This is a genomic window from Corynebacterium ammoniagenes DSM 20306, assembly GCF_001941425.1.
GTDB classification, from domain to species: Bacteria; Actinomycetota; Actinomycetes; order Mycobacteriales; family Mycobacteriaceae; genus Corynebacterium; species Corynebacterium ammoniagenes.
On the sequence record NZ_CP009244.1, the window covers coordinates 1,882,080 to 1,898,227 of the forward strand.

General features: G+C 54.6%; 11 protein-coding genes, 1 tRNA gene and 1 pseudogene. 6 read left to right on the forward strand and 7 right to left on the reverse strand.

Going from position 1 to position 16,148, the window contains the following annotated elements; translation table 11 throughout:
• Nucleotides 1-8: 8 nt before the first annotated feature.
• A tRNA-Sec gene (locus CAMM_RS08560) sits at nucleotides 9-103 on the reverse strand.
• A gap of 28 nt (nucleotides 104-131) precedes the next feature.
• Between CAMM_RS08560 and selD the strand changes: the two genes are divergently transcribed.
• Nucleotides 132-1,127 (forward strand): selenide, water dikinase SelD, encoded by a 996-nt coding sequence (gene selD / locus CAMM_RS08565; protein WP_003848506.1) that lies wholly within the window; start codon nucleotides 132-134, stop codon nucleotides 1,125-1,127.
• Between the two features lie 100 nt (nucleotides 1,128-1,227).
• On the opposite strand, the gene nrfD is transcribed toward selD, so the two are convergent.
• The 4 genes and pseudogenes from nrfD to CAMM_RS08590 form a co-directional block, all read right to left on the reverse strand.
• On the reverse strand, nucleotides 1,228-2,334 hold the full coding sequence (gene nrfD / locus CAMM_RS08570; RefSeq protein WP_003848504.1) for an NrfD/PsrC family molybdoenzyme membrane anchor subunit: 1,107 nt from the start codon (nucleotides 2,332-2,334) through the stop codon (nucleotides 1,228-1,230).
• A complete protein-coding gene (locus CAMM_RS08575) occupies nucleotides 2,335-3,411 on the reverse strand; it encodes a 4Fe-4S dicluster domain-containing protein (RefSeq protein WP_003848503.1) in 1,077 nt (358 codons plus the stop codon). It lies immediately after the preceding gene.
• A 221-nt stretch (nucleotides 3,412-3,632) separates the two neighbouring features.
• Nucleotides 3,633-6,800, reverse strand: a pseudogene (gene fdnG / locus CAMM_RS08580) (formate dehydrogenase-N subunit alpha); the annotation flags it as partial.
• Nucleotides 6,801-6,938: 138 nt separating this feature from the next.
• Complete coding sequence (locus tag CAMM_RS08590) at nucleotides 6,939-7,634, reverse strand: PIG-L deacetylase family protein (RefSeq protein WP_040356103.1); 696 nt, start codon at nucleotides 7,632-7,634, stop codon at nucleotides 6,939-6,941.
• Nucleotides 7,635-8,012: 378 nt separating this feature from the next.
• On the opposite strand from CAMM_RS08590, the gene CAMM_RS08595 reads away from it, so the two are divergent.
• From CAMM_RS08595 to CAMM_RS08600, 3 genes are all read left to right on the forward strand, one after another.
• On the forward strand, nucleotides 8,013-9,068 hold the full coding sequence (locus tag CAMM_RS08595; protein WP_003848495.1) for a hypothetical protein: 1,056 nt from the start codon (nucleotides 8,013-8,015) through the stop codon (nucleotides 9,066-9,068).
• Between the two features lie 12 nt (nucleotides 9,069-9,080).
• Nucleotides 9,081-9,380, forward strand: coding sequence for a hypothetical protein (locus CAMM_RS13115; RefSeq protein ID WP_003848493.1), 300 nt, complete (start codon nucleotides 9,081-9,083; stop codon nucleotides 9,378-9,380).
• A 226-nt stretch (nucleotides 9,381-9,606) separates the two neighbouring features.
• Nucleotides 9,607-10,977 carry a dicarboxylate/amino acid:cation symporter gene (locus CAMM_RS08600; protein ID WP_003848491.1) on the forward strand — a complete coding sequence of 457 codons (1,371 nt, stop codon included), beginning with the start codon at nucleotides 9,607-9,609 and terminating at the stop codon, nucleotides 10,975-10,977.
• Nucleotides 10,978-11,183: 206 nt separating this feature from the next.
• On the opposite strand, the gene CAMM_RS08605 is transcribed toward CAMM_RS08600, so the two are convergent.
• Entirely contained in the window at nucleotides 11,184-12,263 is a 1,080-nt protein-coding gene (locus tag CAMM_RS08605; protein ID WP_003848488.1) for a PRC and DUF2382 domain-containing protein, read from the reverse strand.
• A 280-nt stretch (nucleotides 12,264-12,543) separates the two neighbouring features.
• Here CAMM_RS08605 and CAMM_RS08610 point away from each other — a divergent pair, with 280 nt between their 5' ends.
• Nucleotides 12,544-13,191, forward strand: coding sequence for a mismatch-specific DNA-glycosylase (locus CAMM_RS08610; protein WP_040356000.1), 648 nt, complete (start codon nucleotides 12,544-12,546; stop codon nucleotides 13,189-13,191).
• Nucleotides 13,188-14,177, forward strand: coding sequence for an arsenic resistance protein (locus tag CAMM_RS08615; protein ID WP_003848483.1), 990 nt, complete (start codon nucleotides 13,188-13,190; stop codon nucleotides 14,175-14,177). Before CAMM_RS08610 ends, CAMM_RS08615 begins: the two co-directional genes overlap by 4 nt.
• Here the strand turns inward: CAMM_RS08615 and CAMM_RS08620 are convergent.
• Entirely contained in the window at nucleotides 14,128-16,056 is a 1,929-nt protein-coding gene (locus CAMM_RS08620) for an MFS transporter (protein WP_232051056.1), read from the reverse strand. The two genes, CAMM_RS08615 and CAMM_RS08620, sit on opposite strands and share 50 nt — an antisense overlap.
• Nucleotides 16,057-16,148: the final 92 nt, after the last annotated feature.

Below are 16,148 nucleotides of genomic sequence, written 5' to 3' on the forward strand. Positions count from 1 at the left end.
TGTGCACGTGGCGGAGACGGACAGGAATCGAACCTGCCAGACCAAGCTACTTGGCCTCACCGGTTTTGAAGACCGGGGCGCCCACCAGGACACGTACGCCTCCACTGATTAAAGGTAGTAGGTTGGGGATTATGACACCAAAACTTACCTCTTTCGCGGCTGGCGGCGGTTGCGCATGCAAGATTCCCGCAGGTCAGCTTGAATCCGCACTTTCTGGTCTCTCGGGCAACGACGACCCAAATGTCATTGTCGGTTTAGAAGATGGCGATGATGCCTCCGCCATTCGCATCAATGGTGATACGGCTGTCATTTCCACGGCGGACTTTTTCACGCCGATGTTAGATGACCCCTACGACTGGGGACGGGTAGCCGCTGCGAATGCCATCTCCGATGTATACGCAATGGGTGGCACTCCAATTACCGCGATTAACCTCGTAGGCTGGCCGGTCGATCTTCTCGGCCTCGACGTCCTGCGTGAGGTCCTACGCGGTGGCATGGACGTGTGCAATGAAGCAGGAATTTCTGTCACTGGTGGACACTCCATCACCGCTCCAGAACCAATTTATGGCATGTCCGTCACCGGTACCGCTGACCCCGCCAAGCTCATGCGCAATGACACCGCAGAGCCAGGTCTGCCATTGACCCTGACCAAGGGGATCGGCGTCGGAATCTTTAACAATAAGCACAAGGCCACCGGTGAAGTCTCGGCGGAAGCCGTGGAATCAATGACCACTCTCAACCGCGACGCTTCCCAGGCCGCTGTGGCAGCCGGGCACAAAGCAGCCACCGACATCACAGGCTTTGGCTTGCTCGGTCACCTCTACAAGATGTGCCGCGCGTCGAATATCAACGCCGAGATCAACTTCGCGGATGTCCCAGAAATCTCCGGCGCGAAAGAAGCACTGTATGAAGGCTTTGTTCCCGGTGGCTCCCGACGCAACCTCGATTGGGTACGTGAGCATCTGAATGTGGAAAATTCTTCCTTGACTGAAGAAGACTTAGTCTTTCTCGCTGATGCTCAAACCTCAGGTGGTCTGTTGGTAGTCGGCGAGGTTCCGGGATACCCAGTCATTGGCCGCACGGTGGCCCGACCTGATAATTCCGGTGCCTACATCACGATCAAGTAATCCACGCACCGTCGCGCAGAGCTCATCAAAGCAAGCCAGCGCCCGCCCCACTGTCTAAGAGTTTGGGCGGGCGCTGGTGTCTTATCCTTCTTACGCGAGACTAACCGGTGGTAATAATCGTGTGGTCTTGTCCAGATTCCCGAAGCCGTGCTTCTGCACGTCGCTTTTGCGGGCCAATGGTCGCCTCCGGATCCTTCGCAGACTCAAGCCCGCCTTCTAAGACACCCAACCGCGTGCATAAGGATGCGGCGGCAAGAGATGCTCCAGAAATAATCGATAAGGCACGTGATTTAGTCACTGATGCCAGCGCGGTTCCCACGCCACCTGCGATAGCGAGATACTCCGACGCCTTCATGAGCTTGCCGGGTTTACCTTGCTGAAGGTGCTTGACGTGTTCTGGCTCCATATTGTCTTCCATGGTGCGCACCATGGCGAGATCTCCTACAACCCCCGCCATGGCTAAAGCACGCGCGGGAGCAGCATTCTCAACCGGAGTCGTGATCATCGCTGTACCACCAGCAGCCAACGATGCCGACGCTACGAAAACATAGGGCAAATGTTTTTGTGCACCGTTCCACGTCGGGTTAGACGTATCCGATAACAGCACCGCCGTATATCCAGCCAACGGCCCACCTAAGACAGCAGAAACAATACCCGCTGGGCCAGCTGCCGTATGCAAAATACGGTGAACCACATTCGGCAACGGCACAACATCTTTAGCCAGCTCAGCCACTTCCGCAGCAGCCGGAACCGCAGCGGAGACAGAGAACCCACCCAGCAGCCATGAGCCTAAGCTCATCGGGGATGAAACCTTGAACACGCGGAACATGTTATAAAAGCGCTCTGGACGGCCTAAGTCCAAAACGAGGAAACCAGCACCAGCCGCCGCTGCAGCAAAGGAAGTCACCCGGGTTGCACGCATCAAGGGCTTGTTCTTCGTTGCTTGGGCTCCTGCGGCGAGCAACGCAGACCCGCCTCCAATGCCTCCGAGCCAGAAGTACGCACCAATAGGCCACTCCCATGGCGGAGCTTTAACTACCGGTTGGCCATAGTAGCTGGAGAACTCAAAGTCCATGGCCATGCGCTCTTCGCGCGAACCATCCTGAGCTCCTGCACCCCGCTTCTTCCGTGGGCCTTTACCCTTTTTCTTTCCGCCACGATAACGACGTTCCGATCCCGGTGGGCGATATTCGTCAAACTCGGCCATTTACTTCTTCCCTCCTTTGCCCATGACAAATGCAGCCGCCACGGCAACACCCATCGTTCCAACTGCCTTAGCTAAGGTCTTTGCCATCGCTGGCAAGTCGGCGGTCGGCACGCGAGGATCTGGTGGAAGACCGTAGACCTCAGGCGAATCCAGCAAGAGGAAGATGGATCCGGTTCCGCCCACGCCATCTTCATCATTGGCACCGTATAGACGCGCCTCGGTCTGGCCTTGGGCATGAAGCTCAGCCACGCGCTTTTGCGCTGCAGCGAGCATGGATTCATAAGTACCGAACTGGATAGAGTCAGTAGGACAAGCCTTGGAACACGCTGGTTCCTCCCCCATCTTCAAACGGTCGTAGCACATGGTGCATTTTTGAGCCACGCCAAGATTCTTAATCGGCATGGTTTCGCCTGGAACGTGGTCAGGCCCTTGAGGACGCAGCTGTTGGAGCTTCTTAAACACGTTAATACCAGCATGATCCGGTACTTCTTGTGCTTCCACGTGATTGGCTTTCAAGGAGACACCGCCGTCCTCGCGGCGTTCAATAACACCAAATGGACAACCAGCTACGCACGTACCGCAGCCATTGCACACATCATCTTGGACCACGACGGTGCCGAACTCAGTGCGGAACAACGCACCCGTTGGGCACACATCCAAACATCCGGCATTGGTGCAGTGCTTGCACACATCGGACGACATCAGCCACCGGAAAGTATCCGTGTCTGGCGGAGTGGTGTCTACCGCCGCGGGAGTGTCTTCCTCCTTACCGATTTTGGGCATGCCCAGCGAGACCAGCTTGGCGCCTTCCTCACGGGCTTTGGTAATACGCTCATTATCTTGCTCAATAAACGCCACGTGCCGCCACGTGTTTGCGCCCAGGGACCCAGTGTTGTCATAGGAATTACCCGTCAGGTTATAGCCCTCAACAGGGTTGCGGTTCCATTCCTTACAGGCAACCTCACAGGCTTTACAGCCGATGCACACTGAGGTGTCAGTAAAAAAGGCCATGCGTTGATATTTGTCGTAGCCGTGCCCATGCGAACTTTCAGTCAGCTGGTTTGTCGACGCCGTCATTATTCTTCGCCTCCTTCAGCTTCATCTGACTCAGAGTCGGGAACATCCCCGGTCGCTGAGCCATTGTGTGCAGAACCATCATTGGCACCTTCTTGCCCACCCTGGGGAGCCGTTTCTCCATCAAGGTTTCTGCGTAGTTCAGTTTCCTGATCAGGTTTGAAAGCCACACCAGGTGCCTGTTCCGAATTCACTACCGTCTCGCCATCCTGCTTATCGGTATCGATAAGTTCGTTGCCGGAATCCAGCGTCAGACCTGCGCGCTTTTGGTATTCCTTCACCAACGCCACGCGAGCCTTGCCGCGTGGACGACGTCCCGCCTTAATCTCGCAGGCGCCCACCTTGGAGTTTTGGATAAATACATTGGGCTCCAAGGTCAAACCAAGCAGGTCATTCGCGCCGTCACCAGTGACCGGTGACGAGCTGGACTGACCGTAGTGGAATGGCAGACCGATCTGGTGGAAATCTTCCCCATTGATCGTCATAGGTTCCATACGTTCGGTGACCAAGGCACGTGCTTCAATTACACCACGTGGCGAAATGATCGTTGCCCAGCCGCCATTTTCCAGTCCTCGCTTTTCAGCGAGCACAGGGTCAACCTCAACGAACAGGTCGGGCTGCAGTTCCGCAAGGTACGGCAAACGACGACTCATCGAACCCGAGGTGTACATCTCCGTCAACCGGTACGTAGAAAACACCACTGGATACACATCAGAGCCCGGCTCCCCAGCCATTGGCCGAGACAGGTTATCGGGACGTTTGATGGTCATACGCGTCGGTGATTGCTGCTGGCTATACAAAATATTGCGCGCCGGCGACTCATGTGGCTCGTAGTGCGTCGGCAATGGGCCATCAGAAAGTCCTTTGGGTGCAAACAACCAGCCTCGGCCATCCGCCTGCATGATAAACGCATCGGTGCCATCAAGAGCATCAGGCCCCGTAGCATCAATCGGCGCACGATGAGACGGGTCAAGAGTGGCCGGGAAGTCCGGCACGTCATCACCTGTCCAGCGGCCCGCTTCTGCATCCCACCAGATGTACTTTTTACGTTCCGACCACGGCGTTCCATCGGGAGCTGCCGAAGCACGGTTGTACAAGATACGACGGTTGGAAGGCCACGCCCAGCCCCACTCGAGTGCAACCTCATTTTGGGAGGAGCCAGATACCTTGCGAGCCGCCTGGTTTACGTTGTCCTTGAAGACACCGGTGTAAATCCAGCAACCACCTGAGGTACTGCCATCAGTTGCCATCTCGGTATAGCTAGGCAGCAATTGACCCTTCTTCGGGCCATCCAAGTAGTAGCCATTGATTTCACGCAGCACGTCTTCTGGATCCGGCTCACCGTGACCGACTTCCTCATAATCCCAATCGATAGCCAACATTGGCGCATCCATCGGATCAGTTGAGCCAGCCAGCTTTTCACGGATACGCTTGCCCAGCTGGTAGAAGAACCAGAGATCAGACCTGGAATCTCCTGGCGGATTGGTCGCCTGGAAACGCCACTGCAGCATGCGCTGTGTCTGCGTAAAGGTACCAGCCTTTTCTACGTGCGTTGCCGCAGGCAAAAGGAAGACCTCTGTACCAATTTCTTCAGTCTTGAGCTCTCCAGTCTTAATCTCTGGCGAGTCGTACCAAAACGAAGCCGTCTCGGTTTCTTGGAAGTCGCGGACAACCAACCACTTGAGGGAAGCCAGGCCGCGACGCTGCATACCACCATTGGACTGCGCGACGGCAGGGTTTTGGCCGAAGACCAAGAAGCCTTCGACGATGCCATCGAGCATGCCCATCAATGTCTCATATGTTGAGTGCGCACCGTTGATGCGCGGCATGTAGTTCCAGCCCCAGTCGTTTTCCTTAGTGGCGTTATCGCCCCAGTAGGACTTCATCAAAGAAACCGCGTAATTCTCACGCAAGCCCCAGAAGCCCTTCTGGTCTGCCTTGGCGGTGGCATCCAAGAAGTCATTCCAGGTGGTGTGATCCGCATGTGGCATCGGTAGATAACCCGGCAGATTGTTAAATAGCGTCGGGATATCGGTCGAGCCCTGAATAGAGGCGTGACCGCGCAAAGCCATGATGCCTGAACCTGGACGACCCACATTGCCCATCAGCAGCTGCAAAATGGCAGCGGTGCGAATGAACTGTGCACCCAGGGTGTGCTGGGTAAAGCCCAGAGCATAGGCAAAAACCGTAGTCCGCTCAGGGTTGGAGTTCTGCGCAATCGATTCGGCTAGATAATGGAAATCCTCCTGTGAAATGCCACAGGTTTCTTCCACAATTTCCGGGGTGTACCGCGAGTAGTGGCGCTTAAGAATCTGAAAGACCGTATTCGAGTCTTGCAAAGTTTCATCGCGTTCCACATTCCACGAGGAACCCTCCGGCTTTTCTACGTACTGCCAGGAATCGGTGACATACTTTCCGGTCTCTGGGTTGTAACCAGAAAATAGGCCGTCCAAGTCTTCCGTATCGAGGAAGTCCGGCGAAATGATCGACGAAGCATTGGTGTAATTGACCACGTAGTCGTGGAAGTACAAATCATTGTCGATCATGTACTTAATCAATGCACCCAGCAGAACTACGTCAGTGCCACCGCGAATAGCGATGTGACGGTTCGCAAATGCGGAAGTACGTGTGTAGCGAGGATCGACGTGAATAACACGAGCACCACGCTTTTTGGCTTCAGCTACCCACTGGAAACCCACGGGGTGGCATTCGGCCATATTTGAACCCTGAATGAGAATGCAATCAGCATTCGCCATATCCTGCAGTGGTTGGGTTGCGCCACCGCGGCCAAACGAGGATCCCAAACTGGGAACCGTGGCGGAGTGTCATATACGAGCTTGGTTTTCGACCTGCACCGCGCCAGCTGCCGTAAACAGCTTTTTAATGATGTAGTTTTCCTCGTTATCCAAGGTTGCGCCGCCCAGGCCAGCCACACCCATGGTGCGGTTGAGGACGCGGCCTTCATCATCTTGGTCTTGCCACTGATTGCGGCGAGACTCGATAAAACGATCCGCGATCATATCCATCGCGGTTTCGATATCGATGTCTTCCCACTCAGTAGCGTAGGGAGCGCGGTATTTGAGCTTGGTCAAACGCGTCGCGGAGTTTACGAGCTGCTCCGACGCTGCACCCTTGGGGCACAGGCGACCACGAGAAACAGGTGAATCTGGGTCACCTTCAATATGAACGACACGGTCGTCTTTAACATAAACGCGCTGTGAGCAACCCACAGCGCAATAAGGACAGACCGATTGGACGACCTTGTCGGCCTCGACAGTGCGTCCGTGCAGCTCACGTGATTTGGATGACTGGGTCGATTTGTCCCTGCCAAACAAGTCGCCGCGCTGCATCTGGCGCACAACTGGCCAATTGAGCGGACTTAACTTCGACATGACACTAAAGTTACCTGATGAAAGTACTTTTGACACCCTATTTGGCACCAGCCGCCCAAATCGTGTGCCCCTATTTCCAGGCGAAATCTCTTGACATTTCGCTCCGCTACGAACAGCGACGCTGAATGTGTAGAGGTGTTACATATTGACAACTCGCAGGCTCAGATACTGCTCGTCACCTTCATGGGTAATCATCGCAGGAATGAAATCCGCTGGCTTGGGGTGATCCGGTAGCGCTTCTAGGTAGACCTTGTGATGTTCAAGGGAGCGCACTCCGGCTTGGACATCAGCGTCAGTAACTGGCAAGCGGTGACTTGGTTCTGAACTACCGGAAATCAGCAAACGCTGAGCCTTCCACGGTTCTTCGGTGAGATCACGGTGAGTCCACGGATTATCCGCATCCCGAATGGCATCAATTGTCACTTCGCCAGTCACACGGTGATCGATATGGTTAATCCCCCACGCAGCCCAAAACTCGAAGTTAATAACCGCTACGGTATCTGGCTTAAATTCGCGAATTTCTTTGGCAATAGCCTTGCGCACATCCAGGCCGTATTCCATTTCGCCATCCGGAAAGTCCAAGATGGTCAGGTGCTCGACACCAACCTCATCACAAGCTGCGCGCTGCTCTTTTTCTCGCAAGGCCTTTGTCTTCTCTGGCTCCATGTCGCGAATGCCGGCTTCACCCGCAGTCAGAAGTAAATATCCAACTTCTTTGCCTGCCGCAGTGAAGTTGTTAACCGCCACGGAAAGGCCGTATTCGGCATCATCCGGGTGGGCAACCACGACTAAGACGCGTTCAACTTCTTCTGCATTCAGTACTTCAAGTTCCATACTTTTCCATACTGCCAAAGAATCGCAGGTGCCGCTGTCCAGCAGATCTACCACTGCACCGAAGTTGGGCACAAGCACACCACAGGTGTGTAAAAGGCACTTTCGTACACACCTGAATTAGGCAAAAATTCGGCACGTCGTACCAGCACACCCGGTCAAGCAATGCGCGCAAATCGCTTTGAGAAAATCTTGCTCACCTGGCAATTCGAAAGCAGCTAACTTTTCTGTCAACACCTTCCACGTATTTCGGTACGCAAATATTTATATTCAAAATAGTTTTTGCCGCGTCCTTCGGGAAATAGCATTTTTTATGTCGAGACCACACCACATCTGTGGCGCTGACATTCTTGTTTTCTCACTCAACCAGAAAGTAAAAACATGCGTCTTGCTCACCGCTTAGCTGGACTTGTTGCCGCCGGCGTCGTCGCTGGCATCACTGCTACTGGAGCTACCACCCTTGCGCCAGTAGCTGTCGCTGCAACCCACACCGAGTCTTACCCTGAGACTCCGGCGCTCAATCCCACGTTGCCAATCATTCACACCAGCCATAAATCTGACCACCAGAAATCGAATGTGCTCAACCCGCGCCCGATTTGTAACCCGTGGGAAGATCACCGCACGGTGGTCTACAAGGTAACCGATAAGTTCTTGCCGGTGGGAACCATCTCCACCACCAACCAAACCGAACACGACATCCCACTGACCCAGGATCTGTCCAAGTCCCAGACCATCACTTTGAGCGTGGAGGGCGACCGAACCTCCACCACATCGATGAATGGCGGACTGTCCAAAGACGGCGGTTCTGTAGGTATCTCTCACAGCATCGCCCAGAAGATCGGTGGCTCCGCGTCCTATTCTTTGACCTGGGATGCTGGTCAGACTATCGGACCTTATGATGTGCCACCAAACCACACCGGTGAAGCAACCTATGGCTTCCGCGTATTGAACATGACCGGCACTCAGCAGTATTGCAAGCCCAACGGCACGTGGTCTACCCCGACGTTCTGGTCTGCACTGCAACCGATGAAAAATGAAGTGCGGGTCAAACTTTATGACAATATTGCAGACTCCTGGGCACCCAACGACAATGCACAAGGTACTACTCCTGTCGTAGAGCAAGAAGACAAAGATCTTGAGGCGGACGCGGAAATCAACTCGGAAAACGAGGTTCCTGCGGCCGAGGACGCTGTCTCGACCGCCGAAGGAAACCGCGAGGTTGCGGAAGATAAAGAGGTCGAAAAGTCTCTCGAAGAGGGAAAGACCGAAGACCATAAGCTCGACCTCAAGCCGTATTTCACCGTCTCCGGTGCCAAAGTCTCTGGCGCTGCCGGAACCGTTGCGCTTCGCGTCGAAAATGTCGGTTCTGAACGCTACTACGGCGAATTTCCGGCCATCCAATACCGCGTCGATGTCAAAACGGATCGTGGACCTTAAGGTGTCGATCGTTTGATCACCCCACGCTCGTCCAAAGGCGCGCATATTCGCGACTTAGGTTTTGATGAAAAGACCTCCACTCGCTCCTTTGAAGTAACGCTGTCTAATCCGATCAACGCGGGTGATAAAGCACGCGTGGCCAACCTGGACTTTGGCGATGGACTCACCAAAGAAGGTCGCCTTCACAACTACATCGAGGTCACCCAAACTTCTCGCCTTAAAGGTGATACTTCCGAGTACAACGACCAAAAGGTAGATTCCCGTCAAGCGACTGTGACCGACACCGGTAAGAGCTTCAACGGCACCTTCTAGCCGTCATTTCAAGACCTGGGAATAACCTTCGATTTCAACAGGTTATTACTACTGCTGCCACCGCGATCATCGCGGTGGCTTTTTCATTGCCGCCGCCAGATTGTTCTGCTGAACACAGCGCCTTGTATTCCGATGAATTTAAAGTTAAAGTGAATCGGTCAAATAAACCAGTCTGTCTAGTACTTTCAAACTGGACGGTCTATAAATATTTAGAAAGGTACTGAGCATGTCTGATACGGCAACCCGCTCGGGACAAACTAAAAACAAACGCTTCGGGCTACCCCAGTGGGCCACAGGCTTTGGCGCGCAGGTTATTGCCGGCCTCATTATCGGGTTGATTTTAGGCTTTATCGCCTCGGGCATGAACTTGCAGTGGCTGTCCGACTTGCTCAGTGGAGTGGGCAATGCCTACGTGCAGCTGCTGCGCGTTATGGTTCCGCCGCTGATCTTCGCAGCTGTTGTCACTTCCGTAGCTAACCTCCGCAAGGTCGCGAACGCTGCGGCTTTGGCAGTATCTACCTTGGTGTGGTTCGCCATTACCGCCTTCTTCTCCGTGTTGGTCGGTATCTTCGTCGCACTCGTGATGCGCCCCGGCGTGAACTCCACCGTGGACCCCGCATCAGCCGCCGATCCTTCGAAGGTTGGTTCGTGGACCGCATTTATCCAATCCATCGTGCCGGAGAATTTCATCGGCCTGTCTGCATCGACAAGCGATGATGGCGTTTCGCTGTCTTTTGCTGCCTTGCAGTTGCTCGTTATTTCCCTGGCCATCGGCATTGCTGCCGTGAAAGCCGGCGAAGCCGCAGACCCATTCTTGCGCTTTACCGAATCTTTCCTCAAGGTCATCCAGGTCATCTTGTGGTGGATCATTCGCCTAGCCCCCATCGGCACCGCGGCGCTAATCGGTAAGGCCGTATCGACTTACGGCTGGGACGCCCTTGGTTCCTTAGGCAAATTTGTCCTTGCCATTTATGTCGGCCTCGCGCTCGTGCTCGGCGTCGTCTACCCAGCGGTATTGAAGTTCAACGGAATTAACACCATCGAATTTTACAAGCGCGTCTGGCCGGTGTTCTCCCTCGGTTTTGTCACCCGCTCGTCAATGGGGGTTATGCCCGTTACCCAGCGCGTTACGGAACGCTCCATGGGCGTTCCTAGTGAGTATGCATCCTTTGCTATCCCGCTGGGTGCTACCACCAAGATGGACGGCTGCGCCTCGGTCTACCCTGCGATCGCCGCTATTTTCGTCGCGCAATTCTACGATATTGACCTGACTCTAACGCACTACCTGCTCATCATCTTTGTCTCCGTCATTGGCTCCGCCGCAACCGCTGGCACCACCGGCGCAACGGTCATGCTGACCTTGACCTTGTCTACCCTGGGTCTGCCGCTCGCCGGCGTGGGTCTGCTGCTGGCTGTGGAACCCATCATCGATATGGGCCGCACCGCAGTCAACGTCACCGGTCAGTCTCTTGCTGCCACCATCGTGGCCAAGCGCTCCAATATCTTGGACCAAGGCACCTGGGATGCCGCTGGTAAAGGAATCGAAGCCGCTGTCGCACCTGCGCAGGAAGACTCCAAAGTCAACGTCAATTCCTAAGTAAGTACGTAGACTGCACGTCTCCTCGTGGCTCGCGCCCTGCCTATCCGGTGGGTGCGAGCCACTTTTTGATGCCACGTATTGCTGAGGAACGTGGCAATCCCCCGCTTTTAGTGCCCAGATGCATAGCGCATGCAAAAGTGCCCCATAAATCATGGGGCACTTTGCGCAAGGCTAAGAAGTACGTGTACTTCCGCACTTAACGTCTACTTCTTATCGTTAAAGCCTTCGACACCATCGGCTTCAATTTGCTCCTTGCGAACGTCTTCAGTGACGCGCTCGGTATCAGAGACCTTTTCAGTGCTGAGGTTAACCTTTTCTACCGGAACGGTTTCTTTATCAACCACTGGGCGCTCTTCGTGCAAGGTCACCGAAGCTTCGCCCGTGGTGCCGTCCTCGCTCTCAAGGCCACCAGACTTAGCTTGTGCCTCTGCATCCTCTGCCGAGATGGGCTGACGCTCCACGCGCACTTCTTCACGAGAGACAGGAACTTCCACCGTCTCTGTATCCGTGACGACGTATTTGCGCAGGCGCGCCTCACCAGTTTGAACACGCTCCGTGCCCACGTTGAGGTGTTCCTCATTGCGGACAAGAGTGTTGTCATTATTGGTATTGGTCGTTCCCGCACCACCAGTTGCTCCGGCCGTTCGAGCATCGTCTGCCGCCGTGGTTCGAGCATCATCTGCAGTGGTATCAGCGTGACGAGCCTCAGTTACCTGGGACTCGCGGCGGACATCGCGGTCGTCGCGGATATCACGGTCATCGCGAGCCCCTGCGGTGCCCGCACCGGCTGCGCCTGCGCCCGCAACTCCTGCTCCGGCAACGCCAGCTCCGGCGGCGCCTGCGCCAGCAGCTGCACGATTGTCCGTGGCATCACGAGTACCGGCATCGGTGGTGGCGTCAGGGGTGCGAGCCTGATCGTTGTCGCGTGCTTGCTGGTCTGGGCGTTCACCACCAGTGTAGCCCTCGACGTGCGAGGCATCGGAGATGCCGTAGTGTTCATAAATTTCGGTTTGTTCCTCTGGAGTCAGAGGCTTATCTGCGTCAAATTCGGGGGCGTCTTTAATCTTGTCCTTGGAGAAAGCCAGGTTCAGATTGTTACCTTCGACGGAGTGTCCACGCAGCGGAACCATCGAATTGCCCATGCCAAATAGTCCGTGATTAACATCAACGAAGGTTGGCTGTCCGGAGTCATCATCAACGAAGACTTCGTTAACGTCTCCAACCTTGTCGCCGTTGTTGTCATATGCAGTTGCAGTGAGTAGGTCTTTTACATTCTTTGACATTCTTAGAGTGTCCTTTCCTCAAACGAGGTGAAGCTTTTCTTCCTTAAGACGTCGCGCTCCCCATCGACCCTGCTAGGGCATTAATTCCTATCTCTTGGAGCGTTAATCACTAGGCTAAGTAAAATTTTTACGCTATGCCGCGAGAGCACCACCGAAAACCACCATTAGCCCATCAGGCTTGCTGGTCAAAACAATAACAACAAATTGATAAAGAAACATTCATTCGCCGCAAAAATGAATTTGTTTGTTGCCCATGCCGTATCGGGGCACAATGGATTTTATGAAGTTTGCTCCACGCCGCCCCTCCCCGATGAACGGTATCAAGCCGAGCAAGAAAGACTTGGCCCCTTTTCGTCTCGCACCGGTTGATGACATTCTTCCCGCCGAGGATGAAACCACGCCATTGCGGATGCTCATCGTCGGGGTCAACCCCAGCCCGTGGACCGCAGCGGTCAATGCACCCTTTGCGCATCCGGCCAATAGGTTTTGGCCGTCGCTATATAAAAGCGGCATTATTAGCCAGCTTGTCGATGCCTCCGCTGGCCTTCCCGACTCCGTCTTAGAAGAATTTGCTGCCAAGCGTATTGGCTTGACCAATTTTATCTCTGGAATGGCCACGGCCCGCGCCGATGAACTGACCAAAGAGCAATTGCGCATCGGTGCCCAGCGCATTGTTGAACTGGCCAATGCCTTGCACCCGGAATCCGTGGCGGTGGCAGGCATTACTGCCTATCGCGATGCTTTTGGACTGCGCAAAGCAAAGCTCGGGTGGCAAAACCCAGCCGAGGTTAAACTCCCCGAGGGCTGGCCTGTCGATGTTCAGCTGTGGGTAGTTCCGCAACCCAGCGGGATTAATGCGCATGAAAATATCGAATCACTCGGACAAAAATGGGCAGCCGTGTGGCAGGCTACCGAGCCAACAGCATGATTGCGTGGCTAGAAAAACATCAAATTTGGATGTATCTGGCGGCGCTTTTTGCCGGCGGTGTAATAGGAATTCTGCTCCCCGGAGTCTCTACGCCATTAGAGCAGGCCATTAACCCCGTGCTGGGGCTATTGCTCTATGCCACGTTTTTGATGGTTCCTTTGGGCCGAATTGGCCAAGGATTCAAAGATTTCCACTTCCTCGGCGTGCTGGGTGCACTTAATTTCCTCGTGGTGCCCATCGTTGTTTTCTCACTCACTCGGTTTATTGCCAGCGACCAGGTTCTCCTGGTCGGAGTAGTCTTTGTGCTGCTGGCGCCATGTATTGACTACGTCATTGTCTTTACGCATTTTGCCGGAGGAGCAAGCGATCGGCTGCTTTCTGCCACTCCCTTGCTCATGCTCGGGCAAATGGTCTTACTACCGTTTTATCTCTGGCTTTTTATTGGCGCTGACTTTGTCCGCACCGTGGACTTTGGACCTTTTGCTCAAGCCTTCGTAATGTTGATTATTCTCCCCTTGCTCGCTGCGGCGCTCACGCAATTCGCAGCCGCACGAACGCAGTGGGGAAAGAAGCTGGAGGAAGGTGTTTCTGCGGCGATGGTGCCGTTGATGATGGCTACTTTGGCCATCATCGTGGCTTCGCAGATTTCGGGAGTTTCACACCAGGTGGGCTCATTATTTAAGCTTGTGCCGCTATATGTGGCTTTCGCAGCCATCATGGCGGTCCTCGGTGCGTTAATCTCACGCGCGGCCAAGCTCAATACATCGGCCCGGCGCGCGGTGACCTTTAGCGCAGTGACCAGAAATTCATTGGTCATCTTACCTTTGGTACTGGCACTACCAGCACAATTTGCCCTAGCGCCATTGGTTGTCGTCACTCAGACCTTGGTAGAGCTGTGCGTGATGATCCTGATGATCTGGGCAGTGCCGCGGATCATTAAACCGGCAGCTGTGCCTCATGTTCAGCTTCCAAATAACTCGCAATAGCCAGGCGGTTAATCGCAGAGCGGCTGACGATACCCACCATAGCGCCGGCGGGGTTTAAGACTGGCACTTTCTTCAGGCTGGCATCGGAAAGCGCTGCAACGGCATCCGCTACCGACGCTGTTGACGGCAGGGATATGACCTGCTTGGTGGCAAGGCTCATGACATTGAGGCTTCCGAGTTCTTGCATTGCTTCTTCCAAGTCCTGCTTTTCGCCCACAGCGAAGGAGTAGAAGTTCACGGAGCTGGGGTGTGCCGCGGAAAGGTAGCGCAGAATATCACCGTCGGAGATAAAACCAACCAGTTGATTGTTGTGATCCACAATGGGCGCTCCGGAAATACCCAAAGAAGTAAACCTATACAGTGCTTCCAACACAGTGCTATCTGCATTGATGCTGTAGACCTCAGACTTCATCACTTCTGCGACCGCACCTGGAACCACGTCCTGTGAAGCAGATGCTTGCGGCTGTTGTGGCTTAGGTGCAGAATATGCGCGAATGGCGATGATAAGGCCAATCACGGAGGTAACAATAACCAAGGTAACGGCGGCACGGAAACCGACAATGAGGGAATCAACTTCTGCGGTGCCGGCGTTCATCTGTGATTGGCTGACCATGCCGTAGATGCCTGCGGCCAAGGAAGTGCCCACGCCGCCCGCAATTTGGAAGCTGGTGGAAATGACCGTCACGCCGTGTGGGCTGGACTTTTCATCCAGGTGTGACAGGGCGAAGGTTTGTGAAGGTCCAATAACAAAGGCCGTGGCCAATACCGCAGGTACATACAGTGCGCCGAAGATAACCAGCGAGGTCTGCCCCGCTGCTACCCCGACAAGACCGACGAAGACTGCCATTATGGCAAAGCCCAGTGGGATGGACCAGCGTCCACCGAAGCGGTCAAACCAGCGACCGGCGATGGGACCAAGTACAACGGTTAACAAGATGCCGGGCGCCAGGGTCAACGACGCACTCAGTGGCGCGGTGCCGCGCGCGGCCTGCAAGAACAAAGGAATGATGACGTTCATGGCAAAGACAAACAACAAGCCCAGCATGGTCATGATGACCCCGCGGTTAAACGCTGCGGTCTTAAAGGGCGTGAGGTCAATCAATGGGTTCTCAATGCGGTTTTGACGCGAAATAAACGCCCACATAAACAACAAGCCGACGATGATAGCTCCACCGGAGAGAAGGATATTGCCGCCGAAAGCGGCTGATACGCCGTAGAGGATACCCACCAGTGCGATGGCAACGAACAAGAAAGAGACAATATCGAGTACTGGGCGGCCTAGTTCAACCACGGTGTAGAGCACAATAGCGCCAGCCATCAACACGATAAGAACTAGTGCTGCAAAGACCCACATGAGCGTTCGCCATGGTGCAATGGTCAGCAAGGCGCCGGATAAGACAATGGCCAGTGATGGTCCAAGCGTGGTCATCGCGGCCATGATGCCCATGTTCATGCCCAGCTTTTGTCGCGGGGATACCGCCAAGGTGATGTTCATTCCGATGGGGGTTAATAACCCGGTTCCGATTGCTTGGAGCAAGAGGCCGATGAGCAAGGTGGAAAAGTTCGGCGCTAGGGCACCGATGACAGAACCGACAATCATAATGGCGGTGACGGCAATAAATAGCGACCGCGTGGGAAAACGGCGATAGAGCACGTTTGCTACGGGAACAAATACTGCGGCGACCAGCAGGTAGCCGGTGGTGAGCCACTGCACGGTATTAACATCAACACCCAGATCGGACATGATGGGTGCGAAAGCAACGTTGAGAAATGTTTCATTAAAAGTTGCGAGAAATGCTGCGGCTGCGGCAATAGTGATCATCCAGCCAGGGGATGATTTCGGTTTCGGCGGGGTGTGGGCATGGGTAGATGAATCCATGTATTCTCCTGACAATCAGCGTTGGTGGTGCTCGAGCGTGCCGTGTCAGAAGTCCTGGTGCCGGGGACTTCGCGTGTCGTTTCGTCGAAGAT

What these genes read in the sequence shown, in the direction of transcription:
- CAMM_RS08600 (WP_003848491.1), top strand. Translation starts at nt 9,607, where the DNA reads ATGTCTGATACGGCAACCCGCTCGGGACAAACTAAAAACAAACGCTTC.
- nrfD (WP_003848504.1), bottom strand. Translation starts at nt 2,334, where the DNA reads ATGGCCGAGTTTGACGAATATCGCCCACCGGGATCGGAACGTCGTTAT.
- selD (WP_003848506.1), top strand. Translation starts at nt 132, where the DNA reads ATGACACCAAAACTTACCTCTTTCGCGGCTGGCGGCGGTTGCGCATGC.
- CAMM_RS08575 (WP_003848503.1), bottom strand. Translation starts at nt 3,411, where the DNA reads ATGACGGCGTCGACAAACCAGCTGACTGAAAGTTCGCATGGGCACGGC.
- CAMM_RS08610 (WP_040356000.1), top strand. Translation starts at nt 12,544, where the DNA reads ATGAAGTTTGCTCCACGCCGCCCCTCCCCGATGAACGGTATCAAGCCG.
- CAMM_RS08615 (WP_003848483.1), top strand. Translation starts at nt 13,188, where the DNA reads ATGATTGCGTGGCTAGAAAAACATCAAATTTGGATGTATCTGGCGGCG.
- CAMM_RS08620 (WP_232051056.1), bottom strand. Translation starts at nt 16,056, where the DNA reads ATGGATTCATCTACCCATGCCCACACCCCGCCGAAACCGAAATCATCC.
- CAMM_RS08595 (WP_003848495.1), top strand. Translation starts at nt 8,013, where the DNA reads ATGCGTCTTGCTCACCGCTTAGCTGGACTTGTTGCCGCCGGCGTCGTC.
- CAMM_RS08605 (WP_003848488.1), bottom strand. Translation starts at nt 12,263, where the DNA reads ATGTCAAAGAATGTAAAAGACCTACTCACTGCAACTGCATATGACAAC.
- CAMM_RS08590 (WP_040356103.1), bottom strand. Translation starts at nt 7,634, where the DNA reads ATGGAACTTGAAGTACTGAATGCAGAAGAAGTTGAACGCGTCTTAGTC.